The sequence below is a fragment of the Mycobacterium sp. 4858 genome (assembly GCF_900240975.1).
In the GTDB taxonomy this organism is placed as follows: Bacteria; Actinomycetota; Actinomycetes; order Mycobacteriales; family Mycobacteriaceae; genus Mycobacterium.
Window position 1 is genome coordinate 1,571,176 of the sequence record NZ_LT968776.1, and the last position, 23,168, is coordinate 1,594,343.

Sequence of the window (23,168 nt, forward strand, 5' to 3'; positions counted from 1 at the left end):
TACCGTAACAACTATGTCTCGGCTGAACACTGGCTTGCGCGCAGGCGCCGCCTTCCTCGCCCTCGGCATCGCTGCCGCCGTCTTCCCGAAGACCGCCGTGGCCGACTCCACGGAAGACTTTCCGATTCCGCGCCGGATGATCAACACCACGTGCGACGCCGAGCAGATCATGGCGGCCACCCGCGACACCAGCCCGGTGTACTACCAGCGGTACATGATCGACTTCAACAACCACCCGAACGTCCAGCAGGCGACGATCGACAAGGTGCACTGGTTCTACTCCTTGTCACCGGAGGACCGCCGCACCTACTCCGAGAACTTCTACAACAACGACCCGCTGTGGTACGCCTGGCCCAACCACATGAAGCTCTTCTTCAACAACAAGGGCGTCGTCGCCAAGGCCACCGACGTCTGCGGCCAGTACCCGCCCGGCGACATGTCGGTGTGGAACTGGGCCTAGCGCCTCCCAAAAATCCGCACGCCCCTGAGAGGGGACGTGCGGATTTTTTTGTCCGGCGCCCGGGCGTCCGCCTCGTTCGGATCAGCGCGGCTGTACCAATCCGCCCGCCGGGCGCTCCTCGACGTTCTTGAGGATCAGCTCGCGGACGGCCGGACGCGGTCCGTACGGTCGCAGCATGGTGCTGGCCGGCCGTGGTCGCACGTGCTGCGGCCACCAGAACCAGCGCCCGAGCAGGGTGGCCAGTGACGGTGTCATGAAGGACCGCACGATCAAGGTGTCGAACAACAAACCCAGCGCGATCGTCGTACCCACCTGGGCCATCACCATCAGCGGGCTGAACGCGAACGTGGCCATGGTCGCGGCGAACACCAGACCGGCGGAGGTCACCACCGAGCCCGAACCGGCCATGGCCCGGATAGTGCCCGTTTTGAGCCCGGCGTGGATTTCCTCCTTGAACCGCGATATCAGCAGCAGGTTGTAGTCCGAGCCCACCGCCAGCAGCAGGATGATCGCCATGGCCAGCACCATCCAGTGCAACTTCAGGCCCAGGATGTACTGCCATAGGAGCACGGAGAGTCCGAATGAGGCGCCCAGTGACAGCAACACCGTACCGACGATCACAACGGCCGCCACGACGCTTCGGGTGATCACCAGCATGATGATGAAAATCAATGTGGCTGCGGCGATTCCGGCGATCATCAGGTCGATGTTGGAGCCGTCGTGCATGTCCTTGTACGTCGCGGCGGTACCGCCGAGGTAGACCTTGGAACCCTCCCAGGGCGTGCCCTTGATCGCCTCGTGCACGGCCTGCTTGATCGGTTCGATGTGGCTGATGCCTTCAGGACTCGCCGGGTCGCCCTCATGGGAGATGATCAACCGGACGGCGTGCCCATCCGGCGAGATGAACTGTTTGAGACCCCGTGCGAAATCCGGGCTCTTGAACGCCTCCGGCGGAAGGTAGAACGTGTCGTCGTTCTTGGCCTTGTCGAAGGCATCGCCTTGGGCGGTGGCGTTGTCGGACTGCGCTTTCGCCTGTTCGTTGAGACCCATCATGGTCGCGTAGTTCGACATGACGGTGTCGAGGTTGCGCTGCTGACTCTCGATCTGCGGCGGTATCAGCGCCACCAGCTTCGGCTGGATCTGATCCAACTTGTCCAGATTCGCGCTGAGGTCCACGATGTTCTGAGCCACCTGGTCGATGCCGTCGAGCGCGTTGAAGACCGACCGTAGCGCCCAGCAGACCGGAATGTCGTAGCAGTGCCTCTCCCAGTAGAAGAAGCTGCGGATCGGCCGGAAAAAGTCGTCGAAGTTGGCGATGTCGTCGCGCAGTGCCTCGGTGATCCTCACGGTTTCCTTGGTGAGCCTGGTGGTTTCGTGTGTCGTGTTACTGAGGTCCTGGGTCACCTGCATCTGCTCATGCAGCGTTGCCATCGTCTTGCGCAACTCGTCCGCCTGCTTGAGCAGGTTGTTCGCCTGTTCGTCTTGATAGTGCTGGGTCTGGATCCGCCCTGCGGCTTGTGCACTCATCTGAAATCCGAGGGTGCTGTGGTCGAGCGGCGTGCCCAACGGCCGGGTGATCGTCTGCACCCGGCCGATACCGGGGATGTGGAAGACCGCCTTGGCGACCTTGTCCAGGACCAGGAAATCGGCCGGGTTGCGCAGGTCGTGATCGGTCTCGATCATCAACAGCTCAGGATTGAGCCGAGCCTGGTCGAAGTGCCGGTCCGCGGCGGCGTAACCGACATTGGCCGGGGTGTCTGCCGGCAGGAAGTGCCGATTGTCGTAGTCCGTCTTGTAACCGGGCAGGGCGAGCAGACCAACCAATGCGATCCCGATGGTCACCGCGAGAACCGGTGCGGGCCAGCGGACCACCGCGGTGCCGATGCGGCGCCACCCCTGGGTCTGCAGCTTGCGCTTCGGGTCGAGCAGCTTAAAGAACGACGCCACCGTCAGGACCGCCGGTGCCAGCGTCAAAGCCGCCAACACAGCGACCAGCATGCCGACCGCACACGGCACCCCCAGCGACTGGAAGTACGGCAGCCGGCAGAAGCTCAGGCAATACATCGCGCCTGCGATGGTCAGGCCCGATCCCAGCACGACATGCGCGGTGCTGTGAAACATGGTGTAGAACGCTTGTTCGCGGGTCTCGCCGAGACCGCGCGCCTCGTGGTAGCGGCCGACCACGAAGATCGCGTAGTCCGTCCCGGCGGCGATCGCCATCAGCACCAGCATGTTGTTGGCGAACGTGGAAAGCCCCATGACGCCGTAGTTACCGAGCGTCGCGACGACTCCTCGGGCCGCTGCCAGCTCGATGAACACCATGGCCAGCATGATCAGCATGGTGATCACCGACCGGTAGACGAACAGCAGCATCACCACGATCACCAAAAAAGTGACAAGCGTGACGACCGCTACGCCCTTCTCGCCCGCATGGGACTGATCGGCGAACAGCGGACCCGGGCCGGTGACGTATGCCTTGATCCCCGGCGGCGCGGGTACCGAGTCCACGATCTTGCGGAGGGCCAGGGCAGACTCGTTCGCCTGCCCGCCGCCCATGTTGCCGACGAGGTAGACCTGGACGTACGCGGCCTTCTGGTCGTGGCTCTGGGAACCCGCCGCCGTCAGCGGATCACTCCAGAAATCCTGCACATGCTGAACGTGATTCTTGTCTTGTTCGACGCGCCTGACGATCTCGTCGTAGTAGCGGTGCGCTTCGGCCCCGAGTGGCTTGTCGCCCTCCAGCAAGATCATGGCCGAGTTGTCGGAGTTGAACTCTTTGAACGTCGATCCGACCTTCATCGTCGACTGAAAGGACGCCGCGGCAGTCGGACTCATCGACACCGAGTGGGTTTTGGCGACGACCTCGAGCTGCGGCGCCACGGTGTTGGTGACGAACACGATGGCCAACCACACCAGGACGATCGGCAGGGCAAGCCGATGGATCATCCGCGGCAGGAACGGCGGGATCAGCGGCTGATCGACGCGCGGCGGAGCCTCGCCTGGCTCGCTCATGCGGACTTGTCCAAGCAGTAGACGAAGGGGTTCACGGTTTCGTTGGAATCCGAGCGATTCGGAGCCTTGATGACGTCACCGTGCCCGTCGTGGTTGTTCACCACGAACTGGCAGGCGATCCAACTGCCGTCGCCTTGCGCGATCAGGTTTGCCGGGATGCCGGGCTTCGTTGAACTCAAAATTATGCTCCAGGGCAAGGGCACGTTGAGGGCCTGCTGCGGATGGGAGTTCTCGTCGAGGTAGTTGATGGTCGCCGTGCTGCCCGGTGAGCCCCAGACCTCGAGCGTGATCGTCTTGGCGTTGAACTGGTCGAGCACCTCGCCCGAGGTGCCACCACCGAACGAGCCCTTGTGAACGCCGAAGACGCCGTGCAATCGGTATACGACGAATCCCGACACCGCGACGACAGCTGCGACCGTGAGCACCAACCAGAAACGTCCCAACAGCCCCTTTTTCTTGGCGCGCTGCGGAGCGACGCCTTTGCCCTCCCCGCCGGCGGAGCCCTGCTTCTTCAGCGGCTCGGTCCTTGCCTCAGTCGTCGTCATGGGCAGTCCAAGTCCTTCCCGTCTTCGCCCGGTTGGAGTTCGCCAAGCCATGGCTCCCCGGCCTCCTTGTTCATGGCTTCTCCGCGATGAGGCCGACGCACGTCGCGGTCAGCAGGCGGGTGAGGGCCGAGGCGAAGTCCAGATTCCATTCGGGCGGCACCACTTCCGGCTCCTCGGCGTAGGCGTCGGTGAGGCGCTCCGGCGGGTTGGCCACCTGCCATAGCGTGGCCGCCAGCGAGTACGCCGCCAGCAGGATGTCCAGCGACCCCGAGCGGCCGAGTTCCGGCAGCGCGTTCTCGATGGAATCGGCGAGAGAGAGCGTGGCGGCCGTGCTGATCCGCTTAACCTCGACCACCCTCTCGGCGTCCACCTCGTGCTCGAGGTGCAGGTGCAGGTTGGCCAGCAAGTCGCAGAACAGCGGGTCGTCGGCCAGGGCATCGGCCAGCGTCTCGGCGATTCGCGACGGCGACTTCGGGCCCGGCTTGGCCAACTTCTCGGACACGGTGGTCGACCAGCGCACCCACCCCTCTGCCGACAGGTGCAGCAGAACTTCCTTGTGCGAGCTGAAGTAGCGGCGGACCGCGGAGTAGTGGATACCGGCCCGGCTGGCGACGGCGGTCAGGGTGACCGAGGCGACGCCCGTCTCGAGCGCCAGCGAGCGCGCGGCTTCCACGAGTGCCTCCGCACGTTGGCGCTTCTTCTCCTCGGTGCGGGCGCGCTGGAAGGTGAGTTGCGCCACCGCCAGAGCGTAACGCACGTTGTGTGATTTGTATAACGCACGGGGCGTGATTTGCACCGGGCCACATTGAACCTTCCCGGCCGGGTAAAGGTGTATGTAGGTATGCACACCATCGCGCTCATCGGCTTCCTCGGCGGCCTCATCACCGGCATCTCGCCGTGCATCCTGCCGGTGCTGCCGGTCCTTCTGCTATCGGGCGCGGGCAGCACCCGGGGGCTCAGTGCCGCCGCGCGGCCCTACCTGGTGATCGCCGGCCTGGTCTGCAGCTTCTCGCTGGCCACGCTGGTGGGCTCCGGGCTGTTGACGGCGCTGCACCTGCCGCAGGACGCGATCCGGTGGGCGGCCCTGGTGGTGTTGGTGCTGATCGGCCTCGGGTTGATCTTCCCGCCCCTGCAGCACCTGATCGAGCGGCCGTTCGGCTACCTGCCGCAGCGGCAAATCGGCGCCAACGCAGACGGTTTCGGGCTCGGATTGACCCTGGGCGCGCTGTATGTGCCGTGCGCGGGCCCGGTGCTCGCGGCGATCGTGGTCGCCGGCGGCACGCAGACGATCGGGGCCGGCGCGTTGGTGCTGACCGGGACGTTCGCGCTGGGCAATGCGCTGCCGCTGCTGGCGTTCGCGCTGGCCGGGCGGCGCGTCGCCGAACGTGTCGCCGCGTTCCGCCGCCGCCAGCGCGCGATTCAGGTCGCCGGCGGGATCATGATGGTGGTGCTGGCCGTGGCGCTGGTCTTCAACCTCCCCGCGATGCTGCAGCGCGCGATCCCGGACTACACGACGGCGATGCAGAACGAGATCGGTGGCAACGAACTCCAGCGCACTCTCAACCCCGCCGCGGCGACGCCGCCGCCCGGGTCCGGCGGCTTGCGGCTGAGCCCGGCCGGGGTCAGCGCCAGCGGCGCGCTGACCAACTGCATGGACGGCGCCACCCAGTTGCAGCAGTGCGGCCCGGCACCGGCGGTCGGCGGGGTCACGGGGTGGCTCAACACCCCGGACGGCAAACCGCTCGACGAGGCGGCGGTGCGCGACAAGGTGGTGCTGATCGACTTCTGGGCGTATTCGTGCATCAACTGCCAGCGGGCCATCCCGCACGTGGTCGATTGGTACAACCGGTACCACGACGCGGGGTTCGTCGTCATCGGGGTGCACACCCCCGAATACGCCTTCGAACGGGTGCCCGCCAACGTCGCCAGCGGCGCCGCCGCGTTGCACATCACCTACCCCGTCGCCCTGGACAACGACTACACCACCTGGAACAACTACCAAAACCTTTACTGGCCGGCCGAATACCTCATCGATGCGAACGGAACGGTCCGGCACACCAAATTCGGTGAAGGCGACTACGACGGCACCGAGAAGCTGATCCGCGAGCTGATCGCCGACGCCCGTCCCGGCGCCCGGCTGCCCGCGCCGACGCAGTCGCCGGACACCACGCCCCGGACCCGGCTCACGCCCGAGACCTACCTCGGGATCGACCGGGCCCGAAACTACGGTGGCGCAGGCGATTACAAGTCGGGTGCGTTCGGCTACCCGCCGCAGTTGGCCGGCGACAGGTTCGCGCTGACCGGCCGGTGGAAGCTCGACGACCAGGGCGCCACCGCCGACAGCGACGACGCGGCCATCCGGCTGAACTACACCGCCAAGGACGTCTACGTCGTCGTCGGCGGGACGGGCACGCTCACGGTGACGCGGGACGGGACGACGACGACGACTCCGATCGGCGGGCCGCCCACCCTGCACCGGGTCGTGGCCGACCCGGAGGCGCGCAGCGACCAGCTCGACATGCGGGTCAGCCCTGGGCTGCAAGTCTTTTCGTTCACCTTCGGCTAGCCGGCGGGTTTCTTCCGCAGACTGCCCAGCATCGCGACGAGCACGCCGGCGATCGCCAGGGCCACGCCCGTGAGCAGCGCCAGGTTGAGCCACTGGTGCAGGCCCGCCTCCGCGTGGTCGACCATGACCTCGGCGATGCGGCGGATGTCGCCGGTGGTGTGGTTGAGCGCGGCATCGACGCTGCGGCCGGCGATCTCGATGCCCGCCCACCCGCCGGCGCCGACCAGCAGCGCGGAAACCCCCAGGCTCGTGAGCGCCTTGCCGCGGCGGCGGGCGGCGGCCAGCGTCAGCACGGCACAGATCACGCTCAGGGCCGCCGCGCCGACGCTGACCCACGGCCCCCAGGTGGCGAGCGGGCTGAGCTGCCCCGGCCGCAGCGAGCGCGGCGTCGACGCCGTCAGTGGAACGCTCAGCGTCGCAGGCACTTTCACGTTGTGGCTGCTCAGTATCCGCTGCAGCGAGGCGTCCTCGAGCATCGGTGCCACGTCGATCGCCCACGATCCACCGGCCCCGTCGGCGCTGAACAACCAGCGGTGCGCCGTCCGGTTCGCCCTGGCGAACAGCGCCGGAAACGCCGGCCCGGCCGTGAACGCGGCGGCGGCCTGGTGCAACTGCGCCGCGTCGACCGGCCGGCGTCCCCCGGTGCGATCCGCGATGAGCGCCATCGCGCGGTTGGTCAGCTCGTCCGCGGCCGCGGACTGCAGCGCGGGATCACCCGCGGCCCGCTGGGCCAGCGCGGCGTAGCCAGCCTCACTGACGACGTTGCACTGCAGCCACGCCGCCGGGATCGCCACGGCCAGCGCGACGGTCGTGGCCAGCCACAGGATCGCCCGCAAGACCGCGGCCACCAATCGCACGTCGCGAAAACCCAAGCCCTAGGGCGCGATTCCGCGCACGTACGCGGCCTGCCCCAGGTGTTGGGCGCAGTCGTCGATGATGCTCACCAACCGGGCACTGGCGGTCACCGGCGGGTCCCAGTTGGTGTCGACCACCCGCTGAAGTTCGGCGGCGGTCACGCCGGCGACGTACTCGAGGGTCAGCTTGTGCACCGCGTGGTAGTAGCCGGACAGCAGGTCAGCGGGCGCCTTGACCTTGCCGACCTGCTCCGGGCCGTGCCCGTAGCCGGTGTCGTTGCGCGGCAGGTCGAGCGCGAACCGGTCCGCCCAGCCGTCGCGCAGCCACACCTGCTCGACGCCGGCCACGTCGGCCAGCTGGATGTCCTGCACCCGCGCACTGTGCCAGAGCAACCAGGCGATGCTGTTGGCGTGCGGGGTGACTCGATAGTTGGCGACCTCGTCGGTCAACCCGTCGGCAATTCCGTCGACGTGTTCGATCAACCGGGTGAAGGCATCGCGGAGCAGTTCTTGGGCGGCGGAGTCGGGGCTGGAGGTGTTGGCCATACCCGCGACATTAGATCCTGGCACCACCCGCGGGCGCGGTCGTAGATTATTTGAATGACCTACGACCTCATCATCCGCAACGGCACCATCGTGGACGGGCTGGGCGGTGAGCCGTTCGTCGGCGACGTCGCGGTGCGAGACGGCGTCATCGCGGCGGTGGGCGCCGTCAACGGGGAAGCCGCACGGCGGGAGATCGACGCCACCGGGCTGCTGGTCACCCCGGGCTTCGTCGACCTGCACACCCACTACGACGGGCAGTCCATCTGGTCGGAACGCCTGACGCCGTCGTCGGCGCACGGGGTGACCACCGTGGTCATGGGCAACTGCGGGGTGGGCTTCGCCCCCTGCCGCCAGGAGGACCACGACGTGCTCGTCGACGTGATGGCCGGCGTCGAGGACATCCCCGGCGTCGTCATGACCGACGGCCTGCCCTGGACATGGGAGACGTTCCCCGAATACCTGGACGCGCTGGACGCCGGCCGGCGTGACATCGACGTCGCCGCGTACCTGCCGCACTCCCCGCTGCGGGTCTACGTGATGGGCGAGCGCGGCGCCAACCGCGAGCCGGCCACCGCCGAGGACCTCGCCAAGATGCGGGCGCTGGCCAAGGAGGCGGTCGAGGTCGGGGCGCTGGGCTTCGCGTCGTCCCGGTTGACCATCCACAAGACGGAAAGCGGTTCGCCCATCCCGAGTTACGACGCCGCGCGCGAGGAGATCGAGGAGATCGCCCGCGGTGTCGTCGACGGGGGCGGCGGCCTGCTGCAGTTCGTGCCGGACATCCCGGCCGGCGGCTACGAACCGGTGCTGCAGATGGTGTTCGACGTGGCCGAGGACGTCGGCCTGCCGCTCACGTTCACACTCGTCGTCGCCAACGCCGGCGACCCGACCTGGCCGGACGCCATCACCATGATCGAGAAGGCCAACGCGGCGGGCGGTGACATCACCGCGCAGCTGCTTCCGCGTCCGATCGGGTTGATCATCGGGCTGCAGCTGTCCGCCAACCCGTTCGTGCTCTACCCGAGCTACCGGGAGATCGCCCACCTGCCGCTGGCCGAGCGGGTCGCCGAGATGCGCAAGCCGGAGGTGCGCGCCCGCATCCTGGCCGACAAGCCCGGCGTCGGTCATCCGATCCTGTACGTGGCGCAGATGTGGGACTGGATCTTCCCGCTGGGCGACAACCCGGACTACGAGCCGGACCCGTCGACCAGCGTCGGGGCGCGGGCCCGGGCCCGCGGCGTCGACCCCATGGAGGAGGCCTACGACCGGCTGCTCGACGACGACGGCCGCGCCATGCTGCTGGTGGCCACCAGCAACCTGCAGGGCAATTCGCTGGACACCGTCGGGGAGCTCCTGCACCGCGACGACGTGGTGCTGGGGCTCGGCGACGGCGGCGCGCACTACGGGATGATCTGCGACGCCAGCTACTCGACATACTTTCTTGCGCACTGGGCCCGCGACCGCAAGCGCGGGCGGTTCACCGTGCCGGAGGCCGTCCGCGAACTCACCTCGGTGCCGGCCCGCATCGCCGGGCTGGGCGACCGGGGCCGCATCGCAGTCGGGTACAAGGCCGACCTCAACGTCATCGATCACGCCGCGTTGCGGCTGCACAAACCGGTCATCGCCTACGACCTGCCGGCCGGCGGGCGGCGCCTGGACCAGACCGCCGACGGGTACGTCGCCACCGTCGTCGCCGGCGAAGTGATCGCGGAGAACGGCGTGCCGACCGACGCCCGTCCCGGCAAGTTGGTCCGCGGGCGGCAGCCCAGGCCAGCAGCCGCGCAATAACGCCACCAAAACGGCCAGATCCCGGGTAAGTTGAGCCGGTGACGAGCCCGCATTTTGCGTGGTTGCCGCCAGAAGTGAACTCGGCACGAATCCATTCGGGTCCCGGAGCCGGGCCGCTGCTTGCTGCCGCGGAAGCCTGGGACGGCCTTGCCGAGGACCTGGCATCGTCAGCCTCGTCGTTTTCTTCGGTCACGTCAAATCTCGCCAGCGGGTCCTGGCAGGGCCCGTCGTCGGCGGCGATGATGGCCCTCGCCACGCACTACGTGAGCTGGCTCAGCGCGGCGGCGGCGCAGGCGCAGGCGGTGTCCAGTCAGGCCTCCGCCGTCGCGGCCGCGTTCGAGGGCGCCCTGGCGGCGACGGTGCAGCCGGCGGTGGTCGCCGCCAATCGCGCACTCGCCCACGCGTTGTCGGCCACCAATCATCTGGGCCAGAACACCCCTGCGATCGCCGACATCGAGGCCGCCTACGACCAGATGTGGGCGTCGGACGTGGAAGCGATGTACGGCTACCACGCCGACGCGTCGGCGGCCGTGGAGAAGTTGGCACCCTGGCAGCAGGTTCTGCAGAACCTCGGTTTCCACTTCAGCAGCAGCGGCCAGCTCACGTTCGGCCTCCCGGCGGCGCGAGTTCCGCGCACGCTCTAGCGCCCCGCCCCGCGCCTATCCTGGAGCACCATGCGCACGAAGAAGAGGGTGGACATCGAGCGGCTCGGGGCCGCTCTCCCCGACTATCCGTACGCCTACCTGGTCACCGCGGACGACGACTACCGCGTGCACACCGTGACGGTCGAGCCGCAGCTGCGCGACGCGACACTCGACGTCGGCCTCATCGGCGGCCGCACCCGGCAGAATCTGGCCCAGCGTCGCGACGTCACCCTGCTGTGGCCCCCGGCCGAGCCCGGCGGCTATTCGCTGATCGTCGACGGCACCGCCGAGGTGACCGAGGCCGGGGACGCGGTGCGCCTCGAGGTGGTGCCCACCCGCGCGCTGCTGCACCGCGACGCCGACCCCGACTCGCCGGAGGCCGCCAAGGGCTGCCTGCACGACTGCGTGGTGTTCTCCCTGCCGGCCTAGGGCGCGCCACGGCGGTCGCCGAGTGTGGGCCCTGTGTACGTCCCCAGACCGGAATTCGTCCACAGACCCCACACTCGGCGAACCCGTGGCTGCGGCCCCGCGCTCACCATGGCCACATGGACGATTGGCCGTTCCGCGGCAGTTTCGCGCTGGAACGCGGTGCCGTCACCCGCAACCAATTGCGCACCCGGTATCGACCCGTGTTCCGCGACGTGTACATCAGAAAAGACGCGGAGCTGACGGCAGTTACCAAAGCACACGCGGCGTGGCTATCGACGGGTGCGACCCTGGCCGGCCTCTCGGCGGCCGCGGTACTCGGCACCAGATGGCTCGATGCGGCTGCGCCCGCGGAAATCGTGCGCGCCGACCGGCGGGGACAGCGAGGCGTCGTGGTGCACAGCTATCAGCTCGCCGATGACGAGGTGTGCACCGTCGCGGGAATCCGCTTGACGACCCCGGCGCGCACCGCTTTCGACATCGGTTGCGGCGCGGCTGCTACCAAGGCGGTCCCCATCCTCGACGCCCTGCTCCATGCGACGGGTGTAAAACCCGCGGAGGTCGTCGCCGTCGCCGACCGGCACTCGCGTGCCCGAGGCATCCGGCGGCTGCGGGCCGCGCTGGCACTTGCGGACGGCGGTGCGGAGTCACCACAGGAAACCCGGTTGCGCATGCTCTTGCTCGACGCCGGACTGCCCAGGCCGGAGACACAGATCGAGTTTCGCGACCTACGGATCCGGGTCGACATGGGATGGCGCGAGTGGAAGGTCGCCGTCGAGTACGACGGCATCCAGCACTGGGAGAACCGATATCAGAGGTCGTGGGACATCGAGCGAATCGCGCTGCTGGAAGGGGCCGGCTGGTCTGTCGTCAGGGTCAGTGCCGAGATGCTGTCGCGGCGGCATGTGACGGTTGAGCGGGTCAGAGCCAAGCTTCGAGAGGCCGGATGTCCTGTCTGAGTCATCGAGTGTGGGGGCTACGGACGATTTCCGGGCAGTTTTCGTCCCCAGCCCCCACACTCAACGCACGAAAAAGCCCGGCCCCCAGGGGGACCGGGCTCTTTCGTTGACTTTCTAGAAGTCCATGCCGCCCATGCCGCCGGTCGGGTCGCCCGCGGGAGCGGCCGCCTTCTCCGGCTTGTCGGCGACGACGGCCTCGGTCGTCAGGAACAGCGCCGCGATGGACGCCGCGTTCTGCAGCGCCGAGCGGGTGACCTTGACCGGGTCGGCGACGCCGGCCTTGAGCAGGTCCTCGTACTCACCGGTGGCGGCGTTCAGGCCGGTGCCGGCGGGCGAGTTGCGGACCTTCTCGGCCACCACACCAGGCTCCAGGCCACCGTTGAAGGCGATCTGCTTCAGCGGAGCCTCGAGCGCCACCCGCACGATGTTGGCGCCGGTCGCCTCGTCACCTTCGAGCTTCAGCTCGTCCAGCGCCGGGGCCGCGTGCAGCAGGGCCACGCCACCACCGGCGACGATGCCCTCCTCGACGGCGGCCTTGGCGTTGCGGACCGCGTCCTCGATGCGGTGCTTGCGCTCCTTGAGCTCCACCTCGGTGGCGGCGCCGGCCTTGATCACCGCAACACCGCCGGCCAGCTTGGCCAGGCGCTCCTGCAGCTTCTCGCGGTCGTAGTCGGAGTCGCTGTTCTCGATCTCCTGGCGGATCTGGGCCACGCGCCCGGCGATGGCGTCGGTGTCACCGGCACCCTCGACGATGGTGGTCTCGTCCTTGGTGACGACGACCTTGCGGGCCTTACCCAGCAGCGCGACGTCGGCGCTCTCCAGCGACAGGCCGACCTCCTCGCTGATGACCTGGCCACCGGTGAGGATCGCCATGTCCTGCAGCATCGCCTTGCGGCGGTCACCGAAGCCGGGGGCCTTGACGGCGACCGACTTGAAGGTGCCGCGGATCTTGTTGACGACCAGGGTGCTCAGAGCCTCACCCTCGATGTCCTCGGCGATGATCAGCAGCGGCTTGCCCGCCTGGATGACCTTCTCCAGCAGCGGGAGCAGGTCCTTGACGGTCGACACCTTGGAGCTGACGAGCAGGATGTACGGGTCTTCCAGGACCGCTTCCTGACGCTCGGCGTCGGTGACGAAGTAGCCCGAGATGTAGCCCTTGTCGAACCGCATGCCCTCGGTGAGCTCGAGCTGCAGGCCGAAGGTGTTGGACTCCTCGACGGTGATGACGCCCTCGTTGCCGACCTTGTCCATCGCCTCGGCGATCAGGTCGCCGATCGACTGGTCGCCCGCGGAGATCGCGGCGGTGGCGGCGATCTGCTCCTTGGTCTCGACCTCCTTGGCCGACTTGAGCAGGGTCTCGGTGACCTTCTCGACCGCCTTCTCGATGCCGCGCTTGAGGCTCAGCGGGTTGGCGCCGGCCGCGACGTTGCGCAGGCCCTCTTTCACCAGGGCCTGGGCCAGCACCGTGGCCGTCGTCGTGCCGTCACCGGCGACGTCGTCGGTCTTCTTGGCGACTTCCTTGACCAGCTCGGCGCCGATCTTCTCGTACGGGTCCTCCAGCTCGATCTCCTTGGCGATGGACACACCATCGTTGGTGATCGTGGGGGCGCCCCACTTCTTCTCCAGGACGACGTTGCGGCCCTTGGGACCCAACGTCACCTTTACCGCGTCGGCGAGGGCGTTGAGCCCCCGCTCGAGGCCGCGACGGGCCTCTTCGTCGTAAGCAATGATCTTGGACATTGCGAAGTGAATCCTCCGGTTGGGGGTTACACGTCTTTGGCCGGACGCAGTGCCCGCGACGGACGACCGCAGCTGTGTTCGGCTTCAGTCTCACCGTCCCGACCTAGCACTCACTGGTCGCGAGTGCCAAAGTCATTCTTAGCACTCGCCTATGCCGAGTGCAAGGTTGCCGTCGACCAGGCGGCTGCTCGGCTCAGCCCCTCGCCTGAGCAGACCCGTTGGTGAGGTCACAGTCGACATAACGCTGCAGGTTGGGTGCGATTGCGGCGATCACCTCGTCATCCGGCATCGACGCGAGAGGCTCCATCTTCCAGACGTAGCGGATCAGCGCAAAACCCACCATCTGCGACGCGATGAGCCCGCTGCGAACCAGTCGGTCCCGTTCGTCGCCGTCCAGTGCCGCGCTGTTCATCATGCTGTCGACTACCCCACGCCGTAATTTCTCGCGCGCCGTCGGTTCGTGCGCGGCGGTCTGCAGGATGGCACACATAGTCGGCCCGATCTCCTCGTCGGACCAGCTCGCCAGCAGCACCTGGACCAGGGCGGTGCCGAGCTTCTCGGTCGGTGTCGTCCAGACCTTCGCGACGGCTTCCAGCCATTTCTGCGGCGGGTTCGTCGCGGCGTCAAGCAACCGCTCCTTCGTCCCGAAGTAGTGATAGACCAGCGCGGGGTCGACGTCGGCCGCGCGCGCCACCGCCCGGATGGTGGTTCCCGCCCAGCCGTGTTCGGCGAACTCATCACGGGCGGCGACAACAATCTTCGCGGCCAGCACCCCCCGTTCATCTCGCGGACCGGGAGTTATCGGCCTCTTCGCCATACGTTTCACCATAGCGTGAAATTTCCCCGGCGCTGAACCTAGACTCACGCTGGCGTGAAACTTCGTCTCAACTACCCCCACCCACAGGAGGAAGACATGGCCGCCGCTCCATCCCCCCAAGGCCCCGATGTTCTCGTCGTCGGTGCCGGACCGGTCGGTCTGGTCGCCGCCGCCGAACTCGCCCGCCGCGGCGTGCGCGTTCGGGTCATCGACAAGCTGGCGCAACCCACCGAACACTCGCGCGCGATCGCGGTGCACGCGCGCAGCCTCGACATGTTCGACCGGATAGGCATCGTCGACGAACTGGTGAGCACCGGGGTCAAGACCAGCGCGATGGAGTGCTACGCCGGCCACAAAAAACTGGCCCGGATCCCGTTCGGTGCGGTCGACAGCGCGTTCCCGTTCTGTTTGGTCACGGCGCAGACCGAGACCGAACGCGTCCTGGGCGAGCACCTGCAATCGCTCGGCGTCACCGTCGAGCGCAACGTCGAGCTGGTGGCACTGACCCAGGACGCCGACGCCGTCCACCTCACCCTGCGGCGCTCCGACGGCCCGGAAGACGGTCCGGTCGAACAGCTCAGCGCCTCCTGGGTCGTCGGATCCGGTGGAGCGCACAGCACGGTGCGGCGCCTGGTGGGCACGAAGCTCGCCGGTTCCTTCACCGGGACACATGTCGTGATGGGTGACGTCGACGCCGAGCACACGCTGGATGTGGACTCCTGGTACACCTTCTTCCACCCCGACGGTCCCGTGGTGGTGCTGCCGATGCGCGACGGGCGGATCCGATTCCTCGCCCCGGTGCGCGACGCACCAGGTACCCCGGTCAACCGGAATCCGAGCCAGCAGGAACTGCAGCAGATACTCGATCAGCGGATCGGCGACATCCGGTTGGTGCGCTCACATTGGCTGACCGGTTTCGAGATACACCACGCGAGGGTTCCCGCGTACCGCTGGGGCCGGGCGTTCCTGGCCGGCGACGCCGCTCACATCCACAGCCCTGCCGCCGGACAGGGCATGAACACCGGCATGCAGGACGCGTTCAACCTGGGCTGGAAGCTGGCCGCGGCGGTCAACGGCGAAGGCGGTGACACGCTGCTCAACAGCTACGAGGCCGAGCGCCTCCCGGTCGCCCAGCACGTCATCACGTTCACCGACCGGCTCACCAGGCTCGCCACGATGTCCGGGGTGGCCGGCCGGATCCGCGACGTGGTGATCGAAACGGCGTCGCACATCCCGGCGGCCCGGCGAGCCATGGCCAACTTGATGGAAGAGGTCACCATCGGCTACCAGGACAGCCCGATCGCCGTGGGGAAACCTCCAGCGCATGCGAAAGTAGTTGCCGGCCAATATTTTCCGCACGTGTCCGACGTGGCCGTGCATAAGCAGCTGAGCGTCGTGAGCGGTAGCCAGAACCCGGGGCACACCGTGGTCACCATCGCCCCCGAGCAGGTGGCCCCCGCCGCCGGTGGCGACGGTCAGGTCCAGGTGCTGGTGACCGGCGACGAGGCGTCCGTCGCCGGCTACGACGCCGTGATCGCCGACCCGAACAGCGTTGTGGCACAACGGGTTGGGCTCACGGGCGGTGGGCGGGTAGTGATACGCCCGGACGGCTACGTCGGTGCCGTCGCCGCCCTCGACGACACCACCACGGTGCCCACCTACTTCGCCACGATCAGGGGCTGACCGCCGGTGAACACCCTTGCCGGTAAGCGGGCGCTGGTCACCGGCGGAAGCCGGGGCATCGGCGCGGCGATCGTGCGACGGCTGGCCGCCGAAGGCGCGGCGGTGGCGGTCAACTACGCGTCGGATGAGAAGTCGGCCGACGCCCTAGTGGACGAGCTCCGTGCGGCCGGACATCAGGCGGCGGCGTTTCGCGCCGACGTCGGCGATCCCGCCCAAACCAGCGATCTGGTGGAGCGCGTCAACGCCGCCTTCGGCGGGATCGACCTGCTTGCCAGCAACGCCGGCGTCGAGCACTTCGGCGCACTGGAATCCCTCACCCTGGCCGACTTCGACCGGGTGTTCCGGATCAACGTCGCCGGCCAGCTGTTCGTCACCCAAGCGGCGGTTGCTCGGATGCCGACCGGCGGCCGGATCGTGCTGACCTCGTCGGTGAGCGCGCGCGTCGCCGTCGCACGCCACACCCTGTATGCGGCCAGCAAGGCGGCGGTATCTGCGATGGTGCTGAACCTCGCGCCGGAACTCGCCGCGCGCGGGATCGCCATCAACGCCATCGCCCCGGGCGGAACCGCGACCGACATGGCGGCCGAATTTGCCGGCGACTACATACCCCCGGCACTGGCCGAGGTGCCTTTTCAAGCCCTGCTGCAATCCCTCAACGCGCTCGGCAGGTTGGCCGCACCGGACGAAATCGCTTCCGTCGTGGCCTTCCTGCTGTGTGCGGATGCCTCCTACATCACGGGCGCGACGCTCGACGCGTCCGGGGGATGGATGTGACCCTATCGGGGCGGACGTAAACCATCGATGACGACGCCGGTCGCCCGCTCGGCCAACACCGGGTCGTAGGCCTGCATCGCCTGGCACCCGACGAGGATCGCCTTCACGTCGCCCATGTCGACGTCCCGCCGCGCGGTGCCGGCTTCCTGCGCGGCGCGCAGCAGCTCGCCGAGCATGGCCTTGAAGGCGTCCTCCGCCTCGGGCGCGGCGCAGGCGATGTCGATTCCGTACCCGGCCAGTGCGTCCACCAGGCCGCGGTCCGCCGCCCCCCACTGCAACACCAGCGAGCGCAGGAAGACGAAGAGTGCCTCCCCCGGCCCCTCGGACTCCAACAGGGCGCACCCGTCGTCGACCATCCGCTGCATCCGGTCCGCAATGACCGCGGTGAACAGCGCCTCCTTGGTCGGGAAGTGCCGGTAGACGGTGCCGGCCCCGACCCCCGCGCGCCGCGCGATCTCGTCGATCGGCACGGACAGGCCCTCGGCCGCGAAGGTTTCGTAGGCCACGTCCAGCACGCGGGCACGATTGCGTGCCGCGTCGGCGCGCAACGGCCGTGCGGGTTGCGCCAAGTGTTTACCACCCATCGGTTGACAAAGCGGAGCGTGCGTTCCGTATAGTCGGAATCAACCGGAGCGCCCGCCCCGCTTAGTCTACAAGTTGAAGGAGCTTCCATGGCCAAATGGACCGCAGCGGACATCCCCGACCAGACCGGACGCGTCGCCGTCATCACCGGGGCCAACACCGGCCTCGGCTACGAGACCGCCGCCGCGCTGGCCGACCACGGCGCCCGCGTCGTGCTGGCGGTGCGCAACCTGGACAAGGGCAAGGACGCCGCCGCCCGGATCGCCGCCAAGAGCCCGCACGCCGACGTCGCACTCCAGGAACTCGACCTGACGTCGCTGGACTCCGTGCGCGCCGCGGCCCAACAGCTCAAGGCCGACTACGACCGCATCGACCTGCTGATCAACAACGCCGGCGTCATGTACACGCCAAAGGAAACCACCAAAGACGGCTTCGAGATGCAGTTCGGCACCAACCACCTGGGCCACTTCGCGCTCACCGGCCTGCTGCTGGAGCGGCTGCTGCCGGTCGCCGGTTCGCGGGTCGTGACGGTGAGCAGCATGGGCCACCGCATTCTCGCCGACATCCACTTCGACGACCTGCAATGGGAGCGCTCCTACAACCGGGTGGCGGCCTACGGGCAGGCCAAGCTGGCCAACCTGCTGTTCACCTACGAACTGCAGCGCAAGCTCGCCCCCCACGGCACGACGATTGCCGCCGCCGCCCACCCCGGCGGGTCGAACACCGAGCTGGGCCGCTACACGCCCACGGCATTGCGGCCGCTCGTCAACGTGTTCTTCTCGGTGATCGCTCAGGACGCGGCCATGGGCGCCCTTCCGACGCTGCGGGCCGCGACCGACCCGGGCGTGCTCGGCGGCCAGTACTACGGCCCGGACGGGTTCGGCGAGGTGCGCGGCTATCCCAAGCTGGTGGCTTCGAGCGAGAAGTCCCACGACTCCGCGCTGCAGCGGCGGCTCTGGGAGGTCTCCGAGCAGCTCACCGGGGTGGTCTATCCCACCGACTGAGCCATGGTGCCGACCCGCTGCGCCCGGCGCATGCGCCGCGCTTGCGATCGGCACTAGGGCAGGTCGAGCAGTTGCGCCCGGCACATGCGCCGCGCTTGCGATCGGCACTAGGGCAGATGATGCCGACCCGCTGCGCCCGGCGCATTGCGCCGCGCTTGCGATCGGCACTAGGGCAGGTCGAGCAGCTGCTCGTAGAAACCGCCGAAGCCGCGGGCCCGGTCGGCCAGGTGGATCTCCAGGATCCAGTGGCAGATGCGGCCGGCCGGGTCCGTGCGCCGCATCGGCTTGTCCGACCCCGGCGCGATGTACCACTGGACGCCGGGCCCGGCGATCTTGCGGTGCGGGAACTCCCCGACCAGGTGACCGGCGATCGAGCTGGCGAACTCGAATCCCTCGGAGTGCGCCACGCCGACGACAAAGTCGTACAGCTCGGCGCCTGTGACGTCGGGGCGCCGGTCGAAGTACTCGCGGCCGGCCTGCCACACCCGGGGCAGCGCGTCGCGGAGGGCCGTCTTGTCCGGGTCGTCGCCGAGCACGAAGGTGCGGCCGAAGTCCGCCTCCCACTCGGCGAAGATGGGCCCCAGGTCGAGGAAGACGACGTCGCCGTCGGCGACCACCCGGTCCGGCGGGCGCTCATTGAAGGGCTGCAGCGTGTTCTCGCCGGCCCGCACGATCCGCCGATGCCAGTGCCGGGTCACCCCCAACATTCGCGCGGCCAGGTGGTTGATCTCGTCGGACAGCTGCCGCTCGGAGATGCCGGGGCGGATCATGGCGCGCCGCTCGATCTCGTCGAACAACCGCTCGGCCCCGGCCTGCGCGTCCAGCAGCCGTTCCACCCGCGTCTGTTCGTCCGCCCTCTGCACACCGGCGATGCTAACTGGCAGGCTGGGCGCATGTCCCTCGTCGTGCCGCCGTATCCCCCGCCCCGCTACACCGCCGACCAGCCCGAGGTCAGCGCCTGGCTCAAGCGGGCCGACTCGTCACCCGACTATGAAACCGGGGGCGTCAAGTACCACTACCTGGCCAACCAGCGCGACACCGACGGCGACTACGGGCTGTACCGGGTCGACATCCCCGCGGGCGGCGGCGGGCCGGGGCCGCACTTTCACCGGGCGATGTCCGAGGCGTTCTTCGTGCTGTCCGGAACGATGAAGCTCTACGACGGCACCCAGTGGGCCGACGGCCGGCAGGGCGACTTCCTCTACGTGCCGCCCGGCGGCGTCCACGGCTTCCGCAACGGGGCCGACGAGCCGGCGTCGATCCTGATGCTGTTCGCCCCGGGCGCCCCGCGGGAGGCCTACTTCGAAGGCTTCGCTGCGCTGGCCGACATGACCGACGACGAGCGCCGGGAGTGGTTCGTCCGCCACGACAACTACTGGGTGCAGTAGCTAGGGTGTCGCTGTGCAGGCAACGAAGCTGTCGAAGCGGGCGGCGGCCAGGGCTCAGCAAAAACTCGATATGGCGATGAGCGCACCGGTGCGGGCCGCGGCGCGGGTCAAGCGGTCGCGCTCGCCGATGCAGATCACCTCGCGGGTCGGGGGGGTCACCCGCCCCAGCGGTAGTCGCCGTCGACCAGCTCGCGGGTGCGCTCGAAGAAGGTGCGCCCGCTGTAAGGCAGTTGGGTGACCACCTTCCCGCTGGGATGCCGGAAATAGTTGTCGCACGCCAGCCACACCTTGCCCGTCATGGCGGCCTGGATCTCGTCGTTGTAGCGGCGCTGCGCGTCGGGTGCCACCTCGACGGTGCGCGCGGCGCGGCGGTTCATGACGTCGAGGATGCGGCGGACGAACGTCGTCTGCGCCTCGTGGATGTAGATGATCGAGTTGACGCCGTTGGTGTTGGGGCCGTACAGCGTGAAGAAGTTCGGGTAGCCGGCCACCAGCGTGCCCAGGTAGGCCTCGGCGCCGTCGCTCCAGACGTCGGCGAGACGATGGCCGCCGGTTCCGTACACGTCGATGCTGGCCAGGTAGTCGGCGGCGGTGAACCCGGTGCCGTAGACGATGGTGTCGACGCGGTGCTCGACGCCGTCGGCGGTGCGCACCCCGCGCTCGGTCAGCTCGGCGATCGGGGTCGTCTCCAGGGAGACGTTGGGCAGCGCGAACGTGGGGTACCAGTCGCGTGACATCAACGGCCGCTTGCAGCCGGCGGGGTAGTCCGGCGTCAGCTTGGCCCGCAGCTGCGGGTCGGCGACCTTGCGCATGAGGTAGCTGCGGGCCAGCTCGGTCGCCTCCCGGGTCTGGGCGTCGTCGACGTCGAAGCTGGCCGACTCGTAGGCGGCGAAGGCCTCGTCGCGCAGCTTGCGCGCCGCGGCCGGGTCGCGTTCGAACAGCTCGTGCTGCTCGGGGGTGAACGGGAAGTCGAACCGGGGCGCGATCCAGATCGGCGTCCGCTGAAACACGGTCAGGTGCGCGGTGTTCGGGGCGATCGCCGGCACGTACTGGATCGCGCTGGCGCCGGTGCCGATGGAGGCCACCCGCTCCCCGGCCGTCGACTTGCTGTGGTCCCAGCGCGCCGAGTGGAAGCGGCGGCCCCGGAACCGCTGCGTCCCGGGGATGTCCGGGATGTGAGGCACGTCGAGCATTCCCACGGCGCTGACCACCACGTCGAACTCGTGCTCGGCCCCGCTGTCGTCGGTCAGTGTCCAGCGGCGCCGGGTGTCCGACCAGCGCGCGGTGGTGATCGCGGTGTTCGCCCGCAGGTGCGCGCCCAGCCCGTGCCGGGTGGCCACGGTCTCGAGGTAGGCCAGGATCTCGGGCTGGTTGGCGTAGGTCTTGCTCCACCGCGGGTTGGGCGCGAACGAATACGAATACAGGTGCGACGGGACGTCGCACGCCGCGCCCGGGAAGGTGTTGTGCCGCCAGGTCCCGCCGAAGCCGTCGGCCCGGTCGAAGAGGGTGAACCGGTAGCCGCCCTCGGCCAGCTGGATGCCCATGGCGATGCCGCCGGCGCCCGCGCCGATGATCCCGACGGTCGGCTGCTCACCCATTCAGGCCCATTGCGCGTAGTACGGTCGCCCCGGCCGGCTCTTCTCCACCAGGATGAACACCACACCCCAGGGGTCGGCGAACCATGTGGTGCGCACCCCGGCGACCTCCGCGATTCCGTTGACCAGGAAGCGCACCCCCCTGCGCTCCAGCTCCGCCCGGGTGGCGTCGAGGTCCGCACAGATCAGCCCGACGTGGGACAGCCCGTGATCGGTGAGGGCCCGGCCGCCGGCGCGCCCGTCTTCGCCGAGGTATTCGATGACCTCGAGCACCCGATCGCCGTCGTCGTCGAAGCCCACGATGGCCGCCTTCATGCTGGGATCAGCCACCAGCTCGCCCATGTCGTCGCGAATGGCGTTACCGGTCATGACATACGGCGGCGAAAGCACACGCAGGCCCAACACGTCGCGGTAGAACGCCACGGCGGCTTCGCAATCCGGAACGCACACGCCGGTGTGGGCCACTCCGGTAATCACGTTCTCGACTCTACGTCGGACCGACCGCCTCACCGGGTCGGCCCGGGAAATCCGACCGGCCGATAATGGCCGGGTGCGGTCGGTAGCTGAGCATCAACGTGTCGTAGCCGAACTCATCCAGCCCCGGCCGGCGGTGACCGCCGCGCTGGCCGACGCGCAGGGGCTGGTCCTGGCCGAGGACGTGGTCGCGCGGCTGGCACTGCCGGTCTTCGACAACTCCGCGATGGACGGGTACGCGGTGCGGGCCGAGGAGACGTCCGGCGCCACACCCGAGCACCCGGTGGTCCTCCAGGTCGCCGAGGACATTCCCGCCGGGCGCACCGACGAGTTGACGCTGAAGCCCAACACCGCGCATCGCATCATGACCGGCGCGCCGCTGCCCGCCGGTGCGACGGCCGTCGTCCCGGTCGAGGACACCGACGGCGGCGTGGCGGTCGTCTCGATCCGCGCGCCGCGCGCGGCCGGCGCGCACATCCGCCGGGCGGGCGAGGACGTCGCCCAGGGCACCACCGTGCTGCGACGGGGCCAGTTGGTGACCCCGGCCGTGCTGGGCCTGGCCGCGGCGCTGGGCATGGCCGAGCTGCCGGTGCTTCCGCGCCAGCGGGTGCTGGTGATGTCCACCGGGTCGGAGCTGGTGGCGCCGGGCAACCCGCTGCGGCCCGGTCAGATCTACGAGTCCAACTCGATCATGCTGGCCGGGGCCGTGCGCGACGCCGGCGCCGAGGTGGTCGCCGTGGCGACCGCGGAAGACGACGTGGCGCAATTCAGCTCGGTCCTCGATCGCTACGCGGCCGACTGCGACCTGATCATCACCAGTGGCGGGGTGAGCGCCGGCGCCTACGAGGTGGTCAAGGACGCCTTCGGGCGCGCCGGCGACCAGGGCGTCGAGTTCGTCAAGGTGGCGATGCAGCCGGGCATGCCGCAAGGCATCGGCCGGGTGGCCGGCGCGACCATCGTCACCCTGCCGGGCAACCCGGTCAGCGCGCTGGTGTCCTTCGAGGTGTTCATCCGGCCCGCGCTGCGCGACGCCATGGGCCTGCCCGACCCCGACCGCCCACACCGGGCCGCCGTGCTCACCGAGTCGTTGACCTCGCCGCGCGGCAAGCGGCAATTCCGGCGCGCGGTGCTGGACCGCGACGCCGGCACCGTCACCAGTTACGGGCCGCCGGCGTCGCATCACCTCCGCTGGCTGGCGTCGGCGAATGCGCTGCTCGACATCCCCGAGGACGTCGTGGAGGTGTCGGAGGGGACCGAGCTTCAGGTCTGGGACCTCACCTAACCCCCGGTGACGGCCGTCTTGGCCCGGCGCAG

Annotated in this window: 22 protein-coding genes; 11 read left to right on the plus strand and 11 right to left on the minus strand. The window is 68.6% G+C overall.

The genetic code is table 11. From position 1 onward, the window contains the following. Positions 1–13: 13 nt before the first annotated feature. Positions 14–460, plus strand: coding sequence for a DUF5078 domain-containing protein (locus tag C1737_RS15990; RefSeq protein ID WP_067919606.1), 447 nt, complete (start codon positions 14–16; stop codon positions 458–460). An 81-nt stretch (positions 461–541) separates the two neighbouring features. On the opposite strand, the gene C1737_RS15995 is transcribed toward C1737_RS15990, so the two are convergent. From C1737_RS15995 to C1737_RS16005, 3 genes are all read right to left on the minus strand, one after another. Beyond that, positions 542–3,472 carry an RND family transporter gene (locus C1737_RS15995; protein ID WP_102418862.1) on the minus strand — a complete coding sequence of 977 codons (2,931 nt, stop codon included), beginning with the start codon at positions 3,470–3,472 and terminating at the stop codon, positions 542–544. Beyond that, a complete protein-coding gene (locus C1737_RS16000; protein ID WP_067922765.1) occupies positions 3,469–4,017 on the minus strand; it encodes an MmpS family transport accessory protein in 549 nt (182 codons plus the stop codon). Before C1737_RS16000 ends, C1737_RS15995 begins: the two co-directional genes overlap by 4 nt. 70 nt (positions 4,018–4,087) lie before the next feature. Further along, positions 4,088–4,774, minus strand: a complete 687-nt coding sequence (locus C1737_RS16005) for a TetR family transcriptional regulator (protein WP_102419974.1) — start codon at positions 4,772–4,774, stop codon at positions 4,088–4,090. Between the two features lie 84 nt (positions 4,775–4,858). On the opposite strand from C1737_RS16005, the gene C1737_RS16010 reads away from it, so the two are divergent. After that, positions 4,859–6,583, plus strand: a complete 1,725-nt coding sequence (locus tag C1737_RS16010; RefSeq protein WP_102418863.1) for a cytochrome c biogenesis protein CcdA — start codon at positions 4,859–4,861, stop codon at positions 6,581–6,583. Here C1737_RS16010 and C1737_RS16015 read toward each other — a convergent pair. Both C1737_RS16015 and C1737_RS16020 read right to left on the minus strand, forming a co-directional pair. After that, positions 6,580–7,440 (minus strand): hypothetical protein, encoded by an 861-nt coding sequence (locus C1737_RS16015; protein ID WP_102419975.1) that lies wholly within the window; start codon positions 7,438–7,440, stop codon positions 6,580–6,582. The two genes, C1737_RS16010 and C1737_RS16015, sit on opposite strands and share 4 nt — an antisense overlap. Before the next feature lie 18 nt (positions 7,441–7,458). After that, positions 7,459–7,983, minus strand: coding sequence for a mycothiol transferase (locus C1737_RS16020; protein ID WP_102418864.1), 525 nt, complete (start codon positions 7,981–7,983; stop codon positions 7,459–7,461). Positions 7,984–8,037: 54 nt separating this feature from the next. Between C1737_RS16020 and C1737_RS16025 the strand changes: the two genes are divergently transcribed. The 4 genes from C1737_RS16025 (at position 8,038) to C1737_RS16040 (ending at position 11,797) form a co-directional block, all read left to right on the plus strand. Then, a complete protein-coding gene (locus tag C1737_RS16025) occupies positions 8,038–9,768 on the plus strand; it encodes an amidohydrolase family protein (RefSeq protein ID WP_102418865.1) in 1,731 nt (576 codons plus the stop codon). A gap of 38 nt (positions 9,769–9,806) precedes the next feature. Then, a complete protein-coding gene (locus C1737_RS16030; RefSeq protein ID WP_082972957.1) occupies positions 9,807–10,412 on the plus strand; it encodes a PPE family protein in 606 nt (201 codons plus the stop codon). 30 nt (positions 10,413–10,442) lie between these two features. Continuing rightward, positions 10,443–10,841, plus strand: a complete 399-nt coding sequence (locus C1737_RS16035) for a hypothetical protein (protein ID WP_102418866.1) — start codon at positions 10,443–10,445, stop codon at positions 10,839–10,841. Positions 10,842–10,957: 116 nt separating this feature from the next. After that, a complete protein-coding gene (locus C1737_RS16040) occupies positions 10,958–11,797 on the plus strand; it encodes an endonuclease domain-containing protein (RefSeq protein ID WP_102418867.1) in 840 nt (279 codons plus the stop codon). Between the two features lie 114 nt (positions 11,798–11,911). Here the strand turns inward: C1737_RS16040 and groL are convergent, their stop codons facing one another. Together groL and C1737_RS16050 are read right to left on the minus strand one after the other, a co-directional pair. Further along, complete coding sequence (gene groL / locus C1737_RS16045) at positions 11,912–13,537, minus strand: chaperonin GroEL (protein WP_102418868.1); 1,626 nt, start codon at positions 13,535–13,537, stop codon at positions 11,912–11,914. Between the two features lie 193 nt (positions 13,538–13,730). Next, positions 13,731–14,309: a TetR family transcriptional regulator gene (locus C1737_RS16050; protein WP_082973037.1), complete on the minus strand. Its 579-nt coding sequence runs from the start codon at positions 14,307–14,309 to the stop codon at positions 13,731–13,733. A gap of 141 nt (positions 14,310–14,450) precedes the next feature. Between C1737_RS16050 and C1737_RS16055 the strand changes: the two genes are divergently transcribed. Then, on the plus strand, positions 14,451–16,037 hold the full coding sequence (locus tag C1737_RS16055) for an FAD-dependent monooxygenase (protein ID WP_102418869.1): 1,587 nt from the start codon (positions 14,451–14,453) through the stop codon (positions 16,035–16,037). A gap of 6 nt (positions 16,038–16,043) precedes the next feature. Beyond that, complete coding sequence (locus tag C1737_RS16060) at positions 16,044–16,811, plus strand: SDR family NAD(P)-dependent oxidoreductase (protein WP_102418870.1); 768 nt, start codon at positions 16,044–16,046, stop codon at positions 16,809–16,811. A gap of 2 nt (positions 16,812–16,813) precedes the next feature. Here the strand turns inward: C1737_RS16060 and C1737_RS16065 are convergent, their stop codons facing one another. After that, positions 16,814–17,395, minus strand: a complete 582-nt coding sequence (locus tag C1737_RS16065) for a TetR/AcrR family transcriptional regulator (protein WP_102418871.1) — start codon at positions 17,393–17,395, stop codon at positions 16,814–16,816. Positions 17,396–17,482: 87 nt separating this feature from the next. Here C1737_RS16065 and C1737_RS16070 point away from each other — a divergent pair, with 87 nt between their 5' ends. Continuing rightward, positions 17,483–18,397 carry an SDR family NAD(P)-dependent oxidoreductase gene (locus tag C1737_RS16070; protein WP_102418872.1) on the plus strand — a complete coding sequence of 305 codons (915 nt, stop codon included), beginning with the start codon at positions 17,483–17,485 and terminating at the stop codon, positions 18,395–18,397. Between the two features lie 167 nt (positions 18,398–18,564). On the opposite strand, the gene C1737_RS16075 is transcribed toward C1737_RS16070, so the two are convergent. Continuing rightward, on the minus strand, positions 18,565–19,260 hold the full coding sequence (locus C1737_RS16075; protein WP_102418873.1) for a M24 family metallopeptidase: 696 nt from the start codon (positions 19,258–19,260) through the stop codon (positions 18,565–18,567). Positions 19,261–19,290: 30 nt separating this feature from the next. Here C1737_RS16075 and C1737_RS16080 point away from each other — a divergent pair, with 30 nt between their 5' ends. After that, on the plus strand, positions 19,291–19,785 hold the full coding sequence (locus tag C1737_RS16080; RefSeq protein ID WP_067927581.1) for a cupin domain-containing protein: 495 nt from the start codon (positions 19,291–19,293) through the stop codon (positions 19,783–19,785). Between the two features lie 155 nt (positions 19,786–19,940). Here C1737_RS16080 and C1737_RS16085 read toward each other — a convergent pair whose 3' ends face one another. Next, positions 19,941–21,383 carry an NAD(P)/FAD-dependent oxidoreductase gene (locus C1737_RS16085; RefSeq protein ID WP_102418874.1) on the minus strand — a complete coding sequence of 481 codons (1,443 nt, stop codon included), beginning with the start codon at positions 21,381–21,383 and terminating at the stop codon, positions 19,941–19,943. Next, positions 21,384–21,857, minus strand: a complete 474-nt coding sequence (locus C1737_RS16090; RefSeq protein WP_102418875.1) for a VOC family protein — start codon at positions 21,855–21,857, stop codon at positions 21,384–21,386. Positions 21,858–21,930: 73 nt separating this feature from the next. Between C1737_RS16090 and glp the strand changes: the two genes are divergently transcribed. Continuing rightward, positions 21,931–23,136 carry a gephyrin-like molybdotransferase Glp gene (gene glp / locus C1737_RS16095; protein WP_068097708.1) on the plus strand — a complete coding sequence of 402 codons (1,206 nt, stop codon included), beginning with the start codon at positions 21,931–21,933 and terminating at the stop codon, positions 23,134–23,136. The last annotated feature ends 32 nt before the right edge of the window (positions 23,137–23,168 follow it).

Coding starts and splice junctions, on each gene's coding strand:
- C1737_RS16040 (WP_102418867.1), top strand. CDS start 10,958: ATGGACGATTGGCCGTTCCGCGGCAGTTTCGCGCTGGAACGCGGTGCC.
- C1737_RS15995 (WP_102418862.1), bottom strand. CDS start 3,472: ATGAGCGAGCCAGGCGAGGCTCCGCCGCGCGTCGATCAGCCGCTGATC.
- C1737_RS16080 (WP_067927581.1), top strand. CDS start 19,291: ATGTCCCTCGTCGTGCCGCCGTATCCCCCGCCCCGCTACACCGCCGAC.
- C1737_RS16010 (WP_102418863.1), top strand. CDS start 4,859: ATGCACACCATCGCGCTCATCGGCTTCCTCGGCGGCCTCATCACCGGC.
- C1737_RS16085 (WP_102418874.1), bottom strand. CDS start 21,383: ATGGGTGAGCAGCCGACCGTCGGGATCATCGGCGCGGGCGCCGGCGGC.
- C1737_RS16055 (WP_102418869.1), top strand. CDS start 14,451: ATGGCCGCCGCTCCATCCCCCCAAGGCCCCGATGTTCTCGTCGTCGGT.
- C1737_RS16065 (WP_102418871.1), bottom strand. CDS start 17,395: ATGGGTGGTAAACACTTGGCGCAACCCGCACGGCCGTTGCGCGCCGAC.
- C1737_RS16035 (WP_102418866.1), top strand. CDS start 10,443: ATGCGCACGAAGAAGAGGGTGGACATCGAGCGGCTCGGGGCCGCTCTC.
- C1737_RS16000 (WP_067922765.1), bottom strand. CDS start 4,017: ATGACGACGACTGAGGCAAGGACCGAGCCGCTGAAGAAGCAGGGCTCC.
- C1737_RS15990 (WP_067919606.1), top strand. CDS start 14: ATGTCTCGGCTGAACACTGGCTTGCGCGCAGGCGCCGCCTTCCTCGCC.
- C1737_RS16070 (WP_102418872.1), top strand. CDS start 17,483: ATGGCCAAATGGACCGCAGCGGACATCCCCGACCAGACCGGACGCGTC.
- C1737_RS16025 (WP_102418865.1), top strand. CDS start 8,038: ATGACCTACGACCTCATCATCCGCAACGGCACCATCGTGGACGGGCTG.
- C1737_RS16020 (WP_102418864.1), bottom strand. CDS start 7,983: ATGGCCAACACCTCCAGCCCCGACTCCGCCGCCCAAGAACTGCTCCGC.
- groL (WP_102418868.1), bottom strand. CDS start 13,537: ATGTCCAAGATCATTGCTTACGACGAAGAGGCCCGTCGCGGCCTCGAG.